Origin of the sequence: Geobacillus sp. B4113_201601 (genome assembly GCF_001587475.1) — a bacterium.
Classification (GTDB): Bacteria; Bacillota; Bacilli; order Bacillales; family Anoxybacillaceae; genus Geobacillus; species Geobacillus icigianus.
In genome coordinates, this window is the sequence record NZ_LQYX01000029.1 from 32944 (window position 1) to 51782 (window position 18839).

Below are 18839 nucleotides of genomic sequence, written 5' to 3' on the forward strand. Positions count from 1 at the left end.
CTGTCGAGTTCGTCGATGACGCTGCGAAGCAAGAGAATTCCCATTGATGTGACCAAAAAACATCTCTATGTTGCCTAAGGGACACTCTGTTTGTCTCTTAGGGTATGGAAATGACTGTAATGAAAAACGCTAATCAGTAGTTATTGATAAAATATTCTGCTTATTAAATAAATTCAATATTGACAAATAAATTATTTTTGCGTTATATTCTAGCTAAAGTGGTATGGTGGACCAACCACTGATCCTCTAAAAATTTGCACCATCCACGAGCTGTTTCACTACGTAAGGTTCACATTACCTATAATGTTTTCCTTAATTCATCTCAGAATCAGAAATGCTTATGAGAACGTTCGCTCTCCATCTAGCGTCAAAAAGAAATGCAGTTAAAAAAATAAAGATCAATTGACGTAACTGGTAAGGTAGCATCAAAAGTTCTATGAAAACTCCACACAAGGTATCCCGTTAAGCATTACAGAAAAATATGGAGAGGGAAAAATGGATATCAAACCGATTAGGAAGAAAAGAGTCTATCAAGCCATTATTGAGCAGATTCAACAGTTGATTCGTCGAGGACAATTAAGGCCAGGGGATAAACTGCCTTCAGAACGTGATTTAGCGGAAAAGTTTCAGGTGTCACGCACTACGATTAAGGAAGCCATTGCTGTTATGGAAGCTATTGGTGTTTTAGAGATACGCCCTGGAGTGGGAACTTTTGTCAGGGAGATAGGAAATCATTTTCTAGATTTAAATTATATTTTTGGAGATGATGACACCGAAATTCAAGAACTTATGGAATTTCGTCAAGCTATTGAGGTGGAAGCAGCTTATTATGCAGCAATAAGAGGAACAGAAGATGATAAAAGAAAGTTAACGCAATTGTTTTCTGAACTGGAGAAAGAGGTTATGTCAGGGAAATTGCCGGCTAAATCAGATTTTTCTTTTCATATGCAAATATCATCAATGTCTCAAAATGCACTGTTTCTTAGAATAATGGAATTCATCTCTGACAAGCTTTTTAAATCGGTTACCAAAAATGCAGTTAATACATTTGCGGGGGCAGGGGATCCTGTAAGGGTGCTTCAAGAGCATCGTGCAATCTATGAAGCTATATTGTCTGGTGATGGAGGAAAAGCACGTCAGGCTATGCGTTATCATCTTGAAAGTGTCATTGCGCGTTACAAAGGTATAGGTCGGTATATAAGAGGTGGTGAATGATGCCGCTACAGCCAGATATTGTAGATCAAATTGTTCGGATTGTTGGAGAGGAAAGAAGAGTTCTTATTAAAAAAACGGATCTTCTTAGTTATGGTTATGATGCGTCTTTTGGTTTTTTTGTGCCTGATCTTGTTTGTCAAGTGAAACGTGTAGAGGAAGTTTCTGGAATTGCAAAACTCGCCAATCGCGAAAAAATACCCATTACACCAAGGGGGAATGCGTCTGGATTAAGTGGAGGGGCTTTGCCTATTGAGGGCGGGATAGTGATTGATGTATCTTTATGGAATGATGTATTGGAAATCCACAGGGATGATATGATTGCTGTTGTTTCTCCAGGTGTAATTACAGCTGACATTGATCGGGCTGCTCAAAAAGTTGGTCTTATGTATCCCCCAGATCCGAGTAGTTCTAATGTCTCGACGATTGCTGGAAATATTGCGGAAAATTCGGGCGGGCCGCGGGGGCTGAAATACGGAGTAACGAAAGATTATGTTTTAGGATTGCAAGTCGTCACACCGGAAGGCCATATTATACGCACAGGTGGACGAACGATCAAAAATGTCACAGGTTATGACTTAACGAAATTAATTGTTGGCTCAGAAGGAACACTTGGCATTATTACAGAGGCAATTTTGCGTCTTATTCCGAGACCGCAGGCGACGATTTCTCTTATGGCAGTTTTCGATGATATTGTGCAAGCGGGCTATGCGATTACCAATGTACTTACTTCGGGGATTCTTCCGTCGAAGATCGAGTTCATGGATCAAGCATCTATCTGGGCGGTGGAGAGTTACCGGCCGATGGGATTGCCTATCAATGCCGAAGCGGTTCTTTTTATAGAACTTGACGGTCATCCCCTAGCTATTCGAGATGAGGTGGACTATGTTTATAAATTAATGCAAAAGACAGGAGCGTTGCGCGTCCAAAAAGCTGAAACGAGTGACCAAGAAGAAAAAATGTGGAAAGTGCGAAAACTTGTGTCTCCGGCTGTTGCGCGACACAAACCAACGAAAATTTCTGAAGATGCGACGGTTCCAAGAAGCCAAATTCCATCTTTTCTAAAACGGTTAAGGGAAATTAAAGACAAATTCGACATCGAGCTCGTTGTTTTTGGTCATGCTGGCGACGGAAACCTTCATCCAAACATTCTTTGTGATCAGCGCAATAAAGAGGAAATGAAGAAGGTAGAGAAAGCGGTGGCTGCGATTTTTGAAGCCGCCCTTGATCTCGGAGGAACGCTTTCCGGGGAACATGGAATCGGGCTGATGAAAAAGTCCTTTATGCCAATGGAATTTGATCAGTTTTCGCTTGAAATGATGAAACGCATTAAACAGGCGTGGGATCCAAATAACATTATGAATCCAGGAAAGATTTTCCCAAAACCAGGTGACAGGTTGGTGTTAAGATAATGGAAGCCCAAGAAAACGTGTATTTAAAGAAGGCGGCGGATTTAACATATGACTGTGTTCGATGTGGCTATTGTCTGCCCTCCTGCCCTACCTATTTGACAATGAAAACGGAAACACAAACCCCAAGGGGGCGCATCAATCTTGTTCGTATGGCGGCAGAAGGACATATCACAGTGAATGAATTAAGTGTTCCAATCGATCTTTGTCTTGGCTGTCGTGCATGTGAACATGTTTGTCCGAGCAACATCCAATATGGGAAAATGCTTGAGCTTGTAAAAGGCAGTATTCGCTATCACAAAAAGCAGACTTCGTCTCCATTGCGGCGTTTTTGTGAGGGTTTCGTCTTTAAACATGTGTTTCCAAGTAAAAGCATCATGAATAAGCTTGGTAGCTTTCTATGGGTATATCAGAAATCAGGTGTGAAAAAGGTTGTTCATATGAAGCCGCTTCGATATTTGCTCCCGAAAAAGTTGGAGTTATTTGATAAGGGATTAACTGAAGCGAAACCTCCTTTTCGAAAAAACGATGGTCGCCGATACCCTTCGATTAGCGAGCGTCCAGCTTTGAAAGTTGCCTTTTTCACCGGCTGTGTGATGGAAGCGGTTTTTTACCGAATTAATTTACTTAGCATTCGCCTATTGCAAAAGGTTGGTTGCGAGGTTGTCGTAGTTAATAATCAAACATGTTGCGGTGCGTTGCAACTGCATGCTGGGGAAGAAGAACTAGCAAAAGAAATGGCAAAACGTAACATTGAAGTGTTTGAAAAAGAGGAGTTTGATTATATTGTAAATAGCGCGGGAGGTTGCGGCGCCATGCTGAAGGAATATGATGGATTGTTCGAAGGCGATCCCGAATGGTTGGAGCGCGCAAGACATTTTAAGCAAAAGGTAGCAGATATTAGCGTGATTTTAAATAAGCTTGGTTTAAAACTAGAGAGAGTCTTATCTTACAGGGTTACTTACCAGCCTTCTTGCCATATGACTAATGTTCAAAAAGTTACAAAAGAGCCGGAAGCATTGATTCAGTCGATTGAAGGCATTGAGTTTATGCGATTAAATAATCCTAACCTTTGCTGTGGTTCGGGTGGGATTTATAATTTAATTCATTTTGAAGAGTCTATGCACATCCTTAATGCAAAAATGTCTGATATTAAGGATACAAAGGCGAATGTTATTGTAACGACTAATCCAGGTTGTTTATTGCAAATGAAGGTGGGCATTGCCAAGGAAAATCTCCATGATCATATAAAGGCAGTTCATCTTGTTGAATTGCTCGCCGAGGCATGTGAAATCACGGAAAATAGGTGGATTTAAAAAAGAAATATTATACAAAACCGAGCATCTCTGTTTTTTTAACATAAACATTTTTGAAAACGTTTTCTGTTGAGGGGGGCAAAAAGAATGTGTGGTAATTAAGAAAATTGTATGGTAGAAGGGCTACGTGTTTTACAACTAGGTAAATAGAAGTTAGGAGGGAAATCGGATGAAAAAACGCTGGATTGCCATATTAGTTTCTATAATTGTTATGTCTTTAGTCGGTTGCAGTGTTCCAAATCCTAAAGCAACTAGCGAAGCTAAACCGGCTAGCAATTCGGGAGATGGTGCGACTGAAATTACAGTCGCGGGGAATGGTGGCAAAATCGAGAGAGCTATTCGCGAAGTAATTGCTCCAAAATTTGAGAAAGAATACGGAATTAAAGTAAACTTTGTTCCTGGGTTATCTGGAGAAATATTGTCAAAGGTGGAATTGCAGAAAAACGCTCCCCAATACGATGTCGCGTTTTATGTACCCTTGGACGTACAAAGAGCTAATGACAAAGGGTTGACTGAAAAATTAGATCTATCGACAGTTCCTAACATGGATAAGGTTGATCCGCGATTTGTTGTCGTAAATAATGTTGGAGTGCCTGTGTTTGGGTTGGTAATTGCTCCTGCATACAATACGGAAACGTTTGAGAAACACAAGTGGGCACCCATTACATCCTGGAATGACCTTATTCGACCTGAATATAACGGAAAAACAGCATTCGCCGACATTGCCAATGACTGGGGTTTTGCTTTGCTTTATAACCTTGCCAATGCTAATGGTGGAAGTTTGGATAATTTGGAACCTGGTTTGCAAAAAGCTAAGGAATTAGCTAGCTATTCCAATACATTCTACAAAAACTCTACTCAAATGATGCCAGCTGTGCAACAAGGAGCAGCAGATGTCACTGTTATGGGCAGCTATGCGATAGCTGAGTTGATTGATATGGGAGTGCCTTTGAAAATGGTTATTCCGAAAGAGGGAGCGCCATTGCAAGCATTCAGCGCGACGGTTGTCAAGAATGCTCCACATAAAGAAGCAGCGATAAAATTCGTAAACTTTTTGATAAGTGAGGAGTCGCAAAAACAAATCGCAGAAAGCGGTTTCTACCCGGTGCTCAAAGAAATGAAGGTAGCGCCCAAGTACGAAAAATCTATTGGTCTAAAAGATAGTGATCATGTTTTCCGCCCTGATTTTAAAAAGATGGCAGAAATTCGGGAAGAATGGACAGATCGTTGGGCTAAAGAAGTTACACCAGAATTAGGGAAAAAGGTTAGAAAATAAATTAGGGAGTGAAAGCATATGCAAACAGTAGTAAATGACGTAGAAATAAGGGGAGTTTATAAACAGATTGGGAAAAACGTTATCCTAAACGGTATCGATTTGCAAGTCAAGCAAGGTGAACTACTCACCTTGCTTGGCCCTTCTGGGTGCGGCAAAACATCAACACTTAATGTCATTGCTGGTTTTCTTGATATTGATAAAGGAGAAGTATTTATTAAAGGGAAAAAAGTGACACATATTCCTCCGTATAAACGTGGTTTAGGAATGGTATTCCAAACATATTCTCTATTTCCGCATATGACTGTTTATGAAAACCTTGATTTTGGTTTATCTTTGCGTAAAGTTCCAAAAGAAGAGAGGAAGAAGAGAATCGAGCAGGCGTTAGATTTAGTGAAAATGGTGGGATTGGAGAATCGGTATCCGCGCCAATTATCCGGAGGGCAACGACAACGGGTGGCAATTGCTCGTGCTCTAGTAGTGCAACCAATGTTATTGTTGCTTGACGAGCCACTCAGCAATCTTGATGCTAAATTACGTTATGAATTAAGGGCTGAAATTAAGCGTTTGCAGAAAGAGGTGGGGGTTACAACTATTTTTGTTACACATGACCAAGAGGAGGCACTTTCCCTGTCTGATCGAATCGTGGTAATGAATAAGGGAATAATTGAACAAGTTGGAACACCAACGGAAATCTATGAGCATCCATGCACCGAGTTCGTTTTTCAATTTATTGGGAAATCAAACCAATTAGAGGGTAAAGTAAAAACGGTCGACGGTCGAATGGTATGTATTGAGTTAGAGGAAGGCGTTCAGGTACTCGTTGAGTCAAAAAATATGATGGGCCCAGAACGTTCTTATTCAATTGGAGATGAGGTCAAACTGTACATTCGACCAGAAAAATTAACCATTCAGGAACAAGAAAGCGAGCCAGAAATTTTTTATTACAACAAGTACAATGCTTCGATCGTTCAAATGAACTATCTTGGCTCCGCTTGGGAAATTGAGTTGCTATTGTTTGGAAAACGGGTGCAAGTGCTACAAGCTTTCGTTAAATCGGATTGGAAAATAGGAGCTGAGGTGACTGTGGGATGGAACCCGTCAGATATGATGATCGTCAAAAAATAGTCAGATTGTCAACAGAAATTGTTACGGCAAGGAGAAAAAGAAATTGGAGAAAATATATATATTGCGGTTTGCTTTTGTTCCCCCTAGTGGCACTTATTTTCGGTTTTTTTGTGATACCAATGCTTTACATTTTATATTTAAGTTTTATTGAAACCAAAGGAGAAACGAATGCGTTTTATAGCATAGGAAACTACGTACATTTTTTTACTGATTCTTACTATTTACATTCGTTATGGCTGACAATCAAAATAAGCCTGTACACTGTAGTGGTATCCCTGTTGCTCGGTTATCCTGTAGCATTAACAATGGCTAAATGTTCCCCGCGTGTCCGCGGATTATTAACTTTGCTTGTAGCCTCACCGTTGCTTATTAGCGTTGTTGTTCGTAATTTCGGATGGTATCTTCTCTTATTACCAAACGGGACAGTCCATCAATTATTAATTAGCCTTGGTATTACCACTTCACCGCCTAAATTGTTATTTTCGGAGATAGGTGTCGTTATAGGACTGTCTAATGCCTATTTACCATTTATGATTTTATCGATTGCTACAAGTTTATATAATATTGATCCATCTCTTGAGAAAGCTGCAGCCATTCTCGGCGCCGGTCCTCTCCGTTCATTTTGGTCGGTTACTTTGCCCTTGAGTTTACCAGGGATTGTATCAGGGGTCGTGTTGGTCTTTAGTATGTCGATGAGTGCCTATGTGACTCCAGCGCTGATGGGGGGGGCAAATGTACCTATGCTTCCGGTTGTGGCTTATGACCAAATTATTAACTTACTGCGTTGGACGTACGGATCTGCCATTTCGTATATTCTCCTTGGCATTACATTAATCATGGTTACTATTTTTACTCGAATGATGGAAAAGGGGCGCTATCGGGAGGTGTTTCGCTAATGAGTATTTTGAGAAGATTGAGACTATTACTAGCCATAATTAGTCTCATTTACATCTTAATCCCATTGGTTGTAACCATTCCGGCTTCACTTACCAGCGCCAATTATCCGAGTTTTCCGCCAAAGGGTTTCTCATTACAATGGTACACCAAGTTGCTAGAACGGCCAGAGTTTGCCGAAGCTTTTTGGAATAGTGTAAAATTCGCTTTTTTAGCATCATTGTTTTCAGTCTTGTTGGGAACATTAGGAGCTCTTGCTATTGCCAAATACGATATACCTTGGAAATCTTATCTTGTCTCGTTGTTAACTGCTCCGTTGACTGTTCCACAATTGGTACTGGGCATTGCCTTATTAATTTATTTCACGCCTATATTGTTAGCGGGTACTCCGACGGGATTTTTGATCGCTCATATTATTATTTGTGTACCATATGTAGTTCGTTTTGTCCTAACAGGATTAAGTGGTTTTGATTACAATTTAGAACGGGCAGCGGCAATTCTTGGAGCTAGTCCGGTGCTTGTTTTTTGGAAAGTAACATTTCCTTTAATCCGGCCAGCGGTCTTATCCGGGGCGTTATTCTCTTTTTTGACTTCATTTGATAATGTTACGGTTTCATTATTTATGGTGTCTCCTGAGATGAGAACATTGCCTTTAGAAATTTTTTCAACAATGCAAGATGCATATAGTCCAATTGTCGCTTCGGTTTCGAGTGTTGTAATTTTGATTTCAATTGTACTTATTTTGATTTTAGAGAAAATTCATGGTGTTGGAAAACTGTTGGGAAGTACCCACTAACCGTTCACTTTATTGTGATTGCTTACATGACGAAGCATCGTGTTAAAGATGGGGAAGAATTTCCCCGTTCTTTCTTTTTTGTCGGTGGAAAAAAGCGGAAATTTTTTAAATGATGTAGAGCACAGCGGACAGAGACTATTCCGAAAAGAAAGTATGAAATAAGGAGATCTTAACATGATTCATATAGCCGTTATTGGAGGAGGAATTGTTGGCTTAGCTGCCGCTTATTCTATTAAGCAGGCTAGACCAGAGGCGGAAATTACAGTGATTGAAAAGGAAAATCATTGGGGGGCGCATCAAACAGGCCATAACAGCGGTGTTATTCATTCAGGGATTTATTATAAACCTGGAAGTTATAAAGCAAAATTTGCGAGATCAGGAGGGGAAGCGCTCATTCGTTTTTGTCAGAAATATGGGATTCCTTTTGAACGATGTGGAAAAGTGATTGTAGCCACGAGTGAGCAAGAGCTTCCACTCTTGAAAAACTTATATGACCGTGGGTTGCAAAACGGTCTGAATCTCGAGTTGATTGGTCAGGATCGTTTGCGAGATTTCGAACCGTATGTTCGTGGGATCAGGGCTATTCATGTAAAAGAAACTGGCATCGTCGATTATAAGAAGGTTTGTGAAATAATAGCATCACTATTAAAGGATGTAGGCGCCGAACTATTATTAAATACAAAGGTGGAGCGAATCGTAGAAGAGCGTTCAAAAGTCCGCGTAATTACTAACCGCGGCGCCCAATCATTTGATTTTGCAGTTAACTGTGCAGGGTTGCATAGCGACCGTATTGCTCGTGCTTCGGGAGTAGCAATGGACCTAAAAATTGTTCCTTTTCGTGGGGAGTACTATAAGTTGCGTCCTGAAAAACGCTACCTTGTGAAAAACCTAGTGTATCCTGTTCCGAATCCACAATTTCCTTTTCTTGGCGTTCATTTAACAAGAATGATCAATGGTGAGGTGGAAGTGGGACCAAATGCTGTACTTGGATTCAAGCGTGAAGGATACAGAAAAACGGATGTGGATGTCAAGGACCTGCTAGATACTTTCTCGTTTAGGGGGTTTTGGAAATTAGCCTTGACGTATTGGCGAGAAGGAATGGAAGAAATGGTCCGTTCATATAGCAAAATATCTTTTGTAAAAAATGTCCAGCGTTTGCTTCCAGATGTAGAGGCGGACGATTTGATCCCGGCGCTGGCAGGCGTACGCGCCCAAGCATTGCGCTCTGATGGAACACTCGTTGATGATTTTTACATTATTAATACGAAGAGAACCGTTCATGTTTTAAATGCCCCATCACCTGCAGCAACAGCCTGTTTTCCTATCGGAGAGGAGATCACACGGCGAACTCTGGAGATGACGGGACGTTGAGAGCAGTTTGCCCGGCGCAAGCGAGGCTTGCGACGGCACTGTGCGAAGGATTTTCATATCTTTAGATCGCTTCAACCCTGCGAGTGTGAGGTTATTGTGGTTATTATTAAAGAAAAAACATGTTTTCTCTACTGTAGCCTTATGGTGGAGTAGCGGGGTTTTTTCGAAAGACGATGGACGGTGAAACGGGAAAAGTAGACCATGCATTTGGAAACAGTCGGGATGAAAGGAACTTGTTACTCCACCTTCTTCAGCAAATAAATCTCCTCTTCCACCCGCGCGATTGTTTAGTGCAAAATAAAAATACAGAGTTCTGCAACAAAAAAGTGCAGAGCTTCATGGCATAAAAAAAGCTTGCCAGCCCCTAACATTTCCTCTACTGTGGAAGTTGTGAACACATAACCAAACAGTGGAGGAGCGAAAGGATGCTGACAATGCCCGAAATTCATCGTATCAGAAAACTGCGTGAAAAGAAAGGGTTGTCGATTGCGGAAATTTCCCGCGAAACGGGATATAACTGGAGAACGGTCAAGAAATACGCAGATGGAGACATTTCTGTCCAACCCACTGTCAAACGGAAAAAGGGGATGAGGAAGGATACGGACAAATCATTGACGACTGGTTAGAGGAAGATGCCAAGCTGCCGAGAAAACAACGGCGAACGAACAAGACGATGTTTGAAGCGCTTTGTCGTGATCATGGATTTCAAGGCTCCTATCACACCGTTTGCGGCGTACGTGCAAAAACGAAGACCGCAGCTCAAGCTCGAGAAAGAACAGCGCTATGAACAACTAGAGCACCCGCTAGGCGAGGCACAGGTGGATTTCGGGAAGTGACGGTCGATGGGGAGGCGTTTGTGGTTCATAGCATCCCGGTTCCCAACCGTATCCTTATCAAAGCGGAGCGATTCGAGCAGGTGGCCTACGAAACTAAGGAACAGTTTTTGCGTGATGTGTTGGCGTTGGAGCTGTCGTTCCGTCAGAAAGCAAAACAGGCTCGATTGATCAAGAAGGCGAAGTTCCGGGAGTTGAAATGGCTCAACGATGACGAATGGTCGGACCAGATTCATTGACCGACCACGACCTCCAAGGAAGAACTTTGCGACCTTCGCTTTTTGGAGCAAAAACAGAACGTCCTGCTTTTAGGTTCGCGGGGAACAGGAAAAACCCATCTCGCCACCGCATTAGGGTGAAAAGCGTGTGAACGGGGCCATGAAGTTCGGTTTTTCCGTGTCGCCGATCTTGTCGCCCAGCTCGAAGAGGCGTTAAAAGACGGCACCCTCGGACGGCTCAAACGGCAAATCGACACATGCGAGCTGTTGATTTTGGATGAACTCGGCTATGTGCCTTTCCAGAAGCAGGGGTCGGAACTGCTGTTTCACATCATTGCCGATTGTTGTGAACGAAAAAGTGTCATCGTGACATCGAATTTAGAGTTTGAACAATGGAATCGGGTGTTTGGGGACAACCGCCTGACGGCGGCGCTAGTGGATCGTTTAGTCCATCACGCCCACATTCTCGCGTTTACGGGAGAGAGCTACCGCTTGCGGCACGCGCTTTCTGCCGTTCAGTCGCCCCCTTCTCACTCGGTTGAACGATAAATTCATGGAGCAGCCAAGCCTATGTATTTTTTCTTGCAATTCTCTGCACTTTTTGCTTGCAAAAAACAGCCAAATACCGCCTGGACTTCGCCGTTTCGGGCAGCTCATACGAAAAACGGTACGGAATGTCAGGCCCGATGGAAGACGACATCAACACGATGCACCGCTACCGCGATTCACTTGTCGCCCGCCGCGGCGGCCCATACGAGCGCACCGCCTTTGGCGCCTACGTGCCGTTTCCGTGGCATGACGAAGACAGCTACCAAGCGCACCCGCGTACAAAAGCATCAATGACGTCAACATCGGCGGCCTGCCGTTTTTGCCGAACACCACCCACCTAGTCAAGCAGTTCATCGAGCGGCTGATTGAAAAGAATCCCGAAGAACTGAAAACGAAGGCATTTTGCCGCAAGGGATCATCGAAGAATGGCGGTCGGCTTTCGATGAGCATGTGCTTGTCGGCATGGTCCCAAGCGCGCGGCATTACGAAGCCTACCGGAAACACCGCTTCTACCATATCCCGGTCAAGCAGCTGAAAAAAGGTTGGCAAACGGCGCGCTACATCGCCCTTTACCTGAAGCGGGGAGCTGCCCCGCAAAACGGGGTCACGTGCTTCGGCAAAATCGCCGACGCGAAAATCGTCAAACGCTCGGCCATCGCCGAGCTGCCGAAACGAAGCGATGACGAATACGTTCGCTTCGAAATCGAAAGCTGGAACTTTCTCCAAAACCGTCATCCGTCCCGTCGGCTACGGCATCGCCGTTTACGCGATGACGACGCTTAATACAATCAAACAAGCAAAAGAGCTGCCCGAGCTGTTCATGAAATCAAGCGAGGAAATTGCCCTTTGGCGCTTGCTGCGGCGACTGTCCGACCGCGTTCGCTTCGACCTTGACGCCCGCTACTTGGACCAGGCATCAAAAATCACGGCATACCGGGTCAAAAACTTGCTCATCCGCCTTGAAAACGGCCTGCTCACCATCACGAGCGGCGCGAAGCGAAAAACGATCGCCGCTGAACTGCTCCGCAAGCAGCCATCGGCCGTGTTTCGCGAAGTGGTGGGGATGATGGGGGAGTGAATGATGGATGACTATGTAGGTATGACAGGAAAACAAGGTCGCACCTCCATGAACAAGTGGTGTGCATGATGATCAATTTTTGTTTCGACAAATTTCGATATTGTTTTCCGGAATGTTTTAGTAAAATAGATCTGAGCCCATGGTCAAACATGCTTGGATTGTTTCAACGCGTTGAAAAGAACGGTTCTTTCTATATTTTGAAACTAACAGGGGTGAACAGAATATGACTGTAAAAGCAGACATCGATTTTCAAAAGGATTTATTTGAAGCAGCCAATAAAATGCGCGGGAGTGTGGCCCCTGCTGATTATAAACATTATGTTCTTCCGTTAATATTTTTGCGCTATCTTTCCAATAAGTACGAGCAGCGTCGAAAAGAATTAGAGCAAATCGTAAAAGATCCAAGCAGCGATTGGTATACGGAAGATGATGAAATGCGGCAAATCATCATCACCGACCCGGACCAATATAAGGCGGAAAACGTCTTTGTAGTGCCAGAAGAAGCAAGTTGGTCTTATATTATGAAAAACGCCAAGCAGCCGAATATTAAAGAAATTCTTGATAACGCGATGAAGCGTCTTGAAGAGGAAAACCCAGAACTGGAAGGCATATTGCCGCGAATCTACCAAGGTTCGAACTTGCCGCCTGAAAACGTGGCAGGATTAATCGAAATTTTTTCTCGTGATGTATTTAGTGCCAATACGGATGACAGTGTAGATATATTGGGCCGTACATATGAGTATTTCATTAGTTCTTTTGCCGCTTCCGAAGGTAACAGAGGCGGAGAATTCTTTACACCATCTAGTATTGTTAAACTGCTTGTTGCCATGCTGGAGCCGAAAAGCGGGATTGTGTTTGATCCGGCGTGCGGCAGCGGCGGGATGTTTATACAAAGTGAAGAATATGCGCCAAACAAACACGCACTTTCGTTTTACGGGCAAGAAAATGTGGTAACGACTGTACGTCTTGGAAAAATGAACGTTTTATTGCATGGCATCAATGCGGAAATTCGTTTAGGAGACTCGCTGTTAAACGATCAGTTCCCTGATTTAAAGGCCGATTACGTGATTGCCAATCCGCCGTTTAACCAAAAAGACTGGGGAGCAGACCGTTTATCAAAGAATGACCCGCGCTTAATCGGACCAGTCACAAACAGCAATGCGAACTATATGTGGATGCAACACTTCCTATATCATTTAAATGATACAGGTACAGCAGGATTTGTCATGGCAAACGGAGCCATGACGACGAATGTCAAAGAGGAGAAAGAAGTTCGTCAAAAATTAGTGGACGAAGGATATATTGACTCCATTGTTCAATTGCCTGAAAAACTGTTTTTTACCACAGGCATTCCATGTTGCTTATTCTTTTTAAGCAAAAACCGTGACGGCAAAAACGGCTATCGGGCAAGAAAAAATGAAATTTTGTTTATTGATGCCCGTAAAATGGGGACACTCGTCAGCCGCAAGCAAAAAGCGCTGTCCAAAGAAGAAATTGATAAAATTGCCGCTGTTTATCGCGCCTACAAATACGAAGGTGCTGAAGGATACGAAGATATTGTCGGGTTCTGTAAAGTTGCAACAATTGATGAAGTACGAGCCAATGACTATAAATTAACACCGGGGATTTATGTTGGGACGGAAGTATCCAATGAAGACGATGTACCGTTTGAAGAGAAAATGGCTGAATTGACACAGCGGCTTTTAGAACAGTTTGAAGAATCGAATCGCCTTCAAGAGAAGATTAAGATGGACTTGGAGGAATTGATGTGAGTAAATGGATTGAAGGAAAATTAAGGGACTTAGTCGAGGTAAACCCTACCGTAAAACTTATAAAGGGTGAAATATATCCGTTTGTAAGTATGGATGTTATTCAACCTTTTTATAAACCAGTAGAAGCAAAGGAAGAAAGAGAATTTAAGTCTGGCGGAGCAAAATTTGAGAATGGTGATACACTTTTTGCGCGAATAACACCCTGCCTTGAGAATGGCAAGATTGCACAGGTGAAAAACCTTAAAAATGGGAAAGGTTTTGGTTCAACCGAGTTTATCGTATTACGTGGTAAAGAGGGTATCACAGATACAGATTTTGTGTATTATCTTGTGACTAACAAGTCATTTCGTGAAAATGCTGAAAGGTTGATGGTAGGTACATCGGGGCGACAGAGGGTAGATAAACAACAATTTGAGGACCAAATAATTTCGATACCTGACCTTGAAACGCAAAAAAGAATTTCATCCATTCTAGGTAGTATTGATAAGAAAATAGAACTCAATGTAGAGATGAACAAAACCCTCGAAGAAATGGCAATGACGCTTTACAAGCATTGGTTTGTTGATTTTGGACCATTTCAAGATGGTGAGTTTGTGGAGTCGGAATTAGGGATGATTCCAAAGGGATGGGAAGTGTCAAACGTCGGCTCTGTAACAAATATTTTTGATTCTTTGAGGGTTCCATTGTCTAACAAGGAAAGAGAGAAAAGAAAGGGTATATACCCATATTATGGTGCGACATCGTTGATGGATTATGTAGACGATTATATTTTTGATGGTACCTATCTTCTAGTTGGCGAAGATGGTTCAGTAATGAAAGAAGATGGAACACCTTATACACAGTATGTAAGTGGTAAATTTTGGGTTAATAATCATGCTCATGTTCTTCAAGGTACAAATGGCGTTTCAACAGAGTGGTTGAAGGTGTTTTTTGATAATTGTAACGTCGCTCCCTATGTGACAGGAGCAGTACAGCCTAAAATCAATCAAAAAAACTTGAAATCAATACCATTTCTTTTACCTCCGCAAAATGTTAGACAAGAATTTAATAAAAATATTAAAAATCTATATGAGAAGATATTAATTAATAATAAAGAGAATGTTCAATTAGAAACTATAAGAAATTATCTTCTCCCTCGCCTTTTATCCGGTGAAATTGATGTATCTCAAGCCGAAAAGCAAGTAGAAGAAGTGCTTTAATAGACTTATATTCGACTAGGAGGTGCAAGCAGCATGGCAACGAGACCTCTAGGTGAAACGGAATTTGAAGAGACAACGATTGAACGTTTAAAGCGGTTAGGTTATGACTATCTTCATGCGCAGGAATTGTTTCAGCGTGGAGAGCGTGACAGTCTTCACGAGGTAGTTCTTTACGGTCGGTTGGAAGCCTTCTTAAAGAAGGCTTATCCGGCCATACCGGAACAAGAAATCAAAAGGCTTGCTCAAATTTTGACGGCGCCGGATGGGGTAAAACTGATTAACCGAAATATGCATTTTCACCAAATGTTGACGAAAGGACTTGAATTTTCTTATGAGGTAAACGATGAAACGTACACGCCTCACGTTTTCCCGATCGATTGGGAACATCCGGAGAACAATGACTTTTTAGTGGTCAATCAATTACCGATTGAAGGGCGCATGTCCCGCCGGCCAGATATCGTTATATACATTAATGGTTTACCACTGATAGTATTTGAGTTAAAAAATCCGAACAACGAACAAGCGACTGTTTATGATGCATATACCCAGATTCAAAACTATACTTACGATATTTCACAATTATTCAATTACAATGCTTTTACTGTCATTTCCGATAACGTAGAAACAAAGCATGGAATGCCGTTTGCCGATTACGATTTCTTTGCTTCATGGAAATCGATTGATGGGCGAAATGTCGATAACAACCGTGCCAATACGATGCGCACACTGATTGAAGGACTATTCCCGAAAGATCGTCTACTAAATTATATTCGTAATTTCATTGTCTTTTTAGAGGAAGGAAGTAAAATTACAAAAATTGGCGCAAAATATCACCAATTTTTTGGTGTAAACTTCGCTGTCAATGAAGCGATCCGTGCGACGCGGCCTGACGGAGACCGGAAAATCGGGGTAATGTATCATACAACGGGTTCGGGCAAATCGCTAAGCATGTTATTTTTCGCAGGAATTTTATCGCGCCATCCTGAAATGGAAAACCCATCTATTGTCATTCAAGTGGACCGCAATGACTTAGACGAACAGTTGCATGATACGTTTGTGCAAGGGAAATCATACATCGGCCATGTGCATCACGCGGAGAATACCGAACAGTTGCGGACATTACTGAGAGGGGAAGCGGGACAAATTATTTTCTCCACTATTGAAAAATTCCGTAAAAAAGAAGGAGAAACCCGACATCCTGTTTTATCGGAAAGACGAAACATTGTGGTGATTGCCGATGAAGCACATCGCACCCAAGCTGGTTTTGCGGGCGGATTTGCCGCTCAGTTGCGTTATGCTTTGCCGAACGCTTCCTATATTGGGTTTACAGGAACCCCGGTCGATTTTGTTGATAACAATACAGAAGAAATTTTCGGACATATTATCCACCGCTACGATATGGCTCAGGCGGTCGAAGACAAAGCGACATTGCCAATTTACTATGAGAGCCGCCTAATTCCGCTTGATTTATCCGCTGAAGACATTGATGAAAAATACAGAGAAATTATCGAAGAAGCAGGGGGAGACGACGAAGAGTCAGAGAACTATAAAAGAAAATGGGCCGCTCTGGAAAAAGTCGTCGGTACTCCAAAACGGCTCCGTCGTTTAGCCAAAGATATCGTATCACATTTTAACCAAGTCGCCAATCCGTTTCAAAAAGCAATGATTGTCTGCATGAGCCGACGCATTGCGGTGGATTTGTATAATTATCTAAGAGAGATTCCAGAATGCCCTCCTGTTGAAGTGATTATGACAGGAGATGTATCAAAGGATCCTAAAGAGTGGCGAGAGGTTCAGCCGGGAAGCAAATATGCGCATATTAAGTCGAAAAAAGAGCAAGAAGAAGTGAAAGCCAAACTTCGTGACCCAGAAGACCCTTTGAAATTTGTCATTGTCGTCGATATGTGGCTGACAGGAATGGACGCTAAACCGCTTTCTTACCTTTATGTCGATAAGCCAATGAGGGGACACAATCTTATGCAAGCCATTGCCCGTGTAAACCGTGTGTTTCCGGGAAAAGAAGGCGGAGTCGTCGTTGATTATATTGGCATCGCCACTTCGTTGAAAGAAGCCACCTATAAATATACGCAAAGCGGCGGCACGGGAAGTCCTACTTATGATATTTCCGAGGCCGTTAACATCTTCATGGATCATCTAGAGGCAGTAAGGGGATTTATTCCAAGCAAGATTGATGTGCAAAACTGGCGCGCAAAACCAAAGATAGAGCGTGAGGACTTCATTGCAGCTCTTGTTAACATTCTTTTAAACCGAGATCCCGAGGAATATATCCAAGCAGCCACCAAACTGGAAAAATCATATCAGTTGGTGAAGCATCAGCCGGAAGTGCTTGAACTTGCAGATGAAGTCATGCTCTATTTCATGATGAAAGCGCAACTTCGCAAACATTTACGCCCGTCTACTCGAGGATCTAAGGAAAACAAAACATTAGAAGAGCGATTATCAGAACTGATTGACAATAGTCTATTGGCCAAAGAAACTGTTGACATTTTCCAAATAGCAGGAATTGAACGTCCAGATATCAGCATATTGGATGATGCATTCTTGGCAGATTTAACGAAAAAAGAGCATGTAGACTTGCGCTTAAAGTTGCTGAAAAAACTTTTAGAGGACCAAATTAAAGTGACATTTAGCCAAGGAAGCCCACAGTCAAAGGCGTTAAGCGAACTTCTAGAGAAAACGTTAAGGGATTATCATAATCGTGTCATTCAGGCGGCCGATGTGGTCAGGGTTATGATTAACATGCGCAAAGAAATGGAAGAAGAAATGCGCAAGCGACACGATTTGGGATTGTCAGAGGAAGAAATTGAATTTTACAAAGCGATTACTGCTATGGAGCAGGAAGCGTTCTCAAACGAGTTTCTTGCTAGTTTAATCCATAAGGTGGTCAAAGCCTTAAAGAAACAATTAGCCGTAGACTGGACAAGCCCTCACCGTCGAGATGTCTACGCTAAAGTGAAATTAGCCGTCAAGCAAGTGCTCATGAAGGAGAAAATTACGGGACAACAATTGCAGTTCTTAACAAATAAGTTCATGGAGCAAGCAGAACGACAATATAAAAACTGGCCGATGAATGCGTGATCATGCAATAAATGGTCTATTTGATGAATGGAGCCTAAAAGTTATGCAGTCGGCTAGTAACAGGTGTAGATTTCACTATAAGCAAGCATTACGATTTTTTGCAACCTTTTTCGTTCTAGCATCGAGCTTTTGAAAGCCAGTTCTGTCGGGAAAATTTTTATTTGTTTTAGTCGCCTCTCGTTTTCTTATGTGTCAGGGGAACTGAGGGGCGATTGATTCACCTGGTCATTGTTCAGAACAGGTGCACTAGCGTATAAATTCTGTAACTAAACCGCTATTTTAGTATAAAATAGGTTCATCACCACAACATGTACTTGACAAGCGGGGGATTTTCTTGAGCCGCCGTGTACGAAAAATCTGATTTACTGATTTTTCCTTATAAGTACAGAGAAGGCGTGTTCTGAAATAGTCAAGTACAACTTTCGGTGAAGAGCCATAAAATAGGGATGCAAGTTACTGTCTATAAATATTAGGAGTGTATACCAGTCAACTACCCCCACTTAGCTAACGCTTGAAGCGGGGGCTTGTAACTCCCCAGAAGTGCAAACGGACTTCGTCCTCCTTCCTTGACTTGGGGTTGCATCAGGGGCAGGTTGACGACTACCCAACGACATAGGTCATGCCTATATCGCTACCGAGTGGCTCGGCATGTCTGTAGGCAGTACTTGACTTCCACGCACAACAGACGGATGT

General features: G+C 42.5%; 14 protein-coding genes and 2 pseudogenes. All 16 read left to right on the plus strand.

The window, feature by feature from the left end:
- Nucleotides 1-495: 495 nt before the first annotated feature.
- The 16 genes and pseudogenes from B4113_RS04095 to B4113_RS04160 all read left to right on the plus strand — a co-directional run bounded on the left by B4113_RS04095 (nucleotide 496) and on the right by B4113_RS04160 (nucleotide 18146).
- A complete protein-coding gene (locus B4113_RS04095) occupies nucleotides 496-1215 on the plus strand; it encodes a FadR/GntR family transcriptional regulator (protein ID WP_033020895.1) in 720 nt (239 codons plus the stop codon).
- Nucleotides 1215-2624: an FAD-binding oxidoreductase gene (locus B4113_RS04100; protein WP_200878285.1), complete on the plus strand. Its 1410-nt coding sequence runs from the start codon at nucleotides 1215-1217 to the stop codon at nucleotides 2622-2624. Before B4113_RS04095 ends, B4113_RS04100 begins: the two co-directional genes overlap by 1 nt.
- Nucleotides 2624-3937: a (Fe-S)-binding protein gene (locus B4113_RS04105; protein ID WP_051985093.1), complete on the plus strand. Its 1314-nt coding sequence runs from the start codon at nucleotides 2624-2626 to the stop codon at nucleotides 3935-3937. The genes B4113_RS04100 and B4113_RS04105 overlap by 1 nt, the downstream gene beginning before the upstream one ends.
- 169 nt (nucleotides 3938-4106) lie before the next feature.
- Nucleotides 4107-5213 carry an ABC transporter substrate-binding protein gene (locus B4113_RS04110; RefSeq protein WP_033020900.1) on the plus strand — a complete coding sequence of 369 codons (1107 nt, stop codon included), beginning with the start codon at nucleotides 4107-4109 and terminating at the stop codon, nucleotides 5211-5213.
- 18 nt (nucleotides 5214-5231) lie between these two features.
- Nucleotides 5232-6338, plus strand: coding sequence for an ABC transporter ATP-binding protein (locus tag B4113_RS04115; RefSeq protein WP_033020901.1), 1107 nt, complete (start codon nucleotides 5232-5234; stop codon nucleotides 6336-6338).
- A complete protein-coding gene (locus B4113_RS04120) occupies nucleotides 6302-7234 on the plus strand; it encodes an ABC transporter permease (protein WP_033020904.1) in 933 nt (310 codons plus the stop codon). Before B4113_RS04115 ends, B4113_RS04120 begins: the two co-directional genes overlap by 37 nt.
- Entirely contained in the window at nucleotides 7234-8028 is a 795-nt protein-coding gene (locus tag B4113_RS04125; protein WP_081917050.1) for an ABC transporter permease, read from the plus strand. The genes B4113_RS04120 and B4113_RS04125 overlap by 1 nt, the downstream gene beginning before the upstream one ends.
- Before the next feature lie 174 nt (nucleotides 8029-8202).
- Nucleotides 8203-9399, plus strand: coding sequence for an L-2-hydroxyglutarate oxidase (gene lhgO, locus B4113_RS04130; protein ID WP_033020906.1), 1197 nt, complete (start codon nucleotides 8203-8205; stop codon nucleotides 9397-9399).
- A 425-nt stretch (nucleotides 9400-9824) separates the two neighbouring features.
- Nucleotides 9825-10229, plus strand: a pseudogene (locus tag B4113_RS18480) (IS21 family transposase); the annotation flags it as partial.
- 38 nt (nucleotides 10230-10267) lie between these two features.
- Nucleotides 10268-10999 (plus strand): annotated as a pseudogene (istB, locus tag B4113_RS04140) (IS21-like element helper ATPase IstB).
- Nucleotides 11000-11124: 125 nt separating this feature from the next.
- Complete coding sequence (locus B4113_RS20285; protein WP_235207619.1) at nucleotides 11125-11340, plus strand: nuclease domain-containing protein; 216 nt, start codon at nucleotides 11125-11127, stop codon at nucleotides 11338-11340.
- Between the two features lie 61 nt (nucleotides 11341-11401).
- Complete coding sequence (locus B4113_RS20290) at nucleotides 11402-11782, plus strand: hypothetical protein (RefSeq protein ID WP_235207620.1); 381 nt, start codon at nucleotides 11402-11404, stop codon at nucleotides 11780-11782.
- Nucleotides 11769-12077, plus strand: coding sequence for a hypothetical protein (locus tag B4113_RS20295; protein WP_235207621.1), 309 nt, complete (start codon nucleotides 11769-11771; stop codon nucleotides 12075-12077). Before B4113_RS20290 ends, B4113_RS20295 begins: the two co-directional genes overlap by 14 nt.
- Before the next feature lie 223 nt (nucleotides 12078-12300).
- The gene (locus B4113_RS04150; RefSeq protein WP_061912247.1) at nucleotides 12301-13848 is read left to right on the plus strand and encodes a class I SAM-dependent DNA methyltransferase; all 1548 of its coding nucleotides are present in this window, start codon (nucleotides 12301-12303) and stop codon (nucleotides 13846-13848) included.
- A complete protein-coding gene (locus B4113_RS04155) occupies nucleotides 13845-15047 on the plus strand; it encodes a restriction endonuclease subunit S (RefSeq protein ID WP_061912248.1) in 1203 nt (400 codons plus the stop codon). The genes B4113_RS04150 and B4113_RS04155 overlap by 4 nt, the downstream gene beginning before the upstream one ends.
- 33 nt (nucleotides 15048-15080) lie before the next feature.
- Complete coding sequence (locus B4113_RS04160) at nucleotides 15081-18146, plus strand: type I restriction endonuclease subunit R (RefSeq protein ID WP_061912249.1); 3066 nt, start codon at nucleotides 15081-15083, stop codon at nucleotides 18144-18146.
- Nucleotides 18147-18839 lie beyond the last annotated feature (693 nt).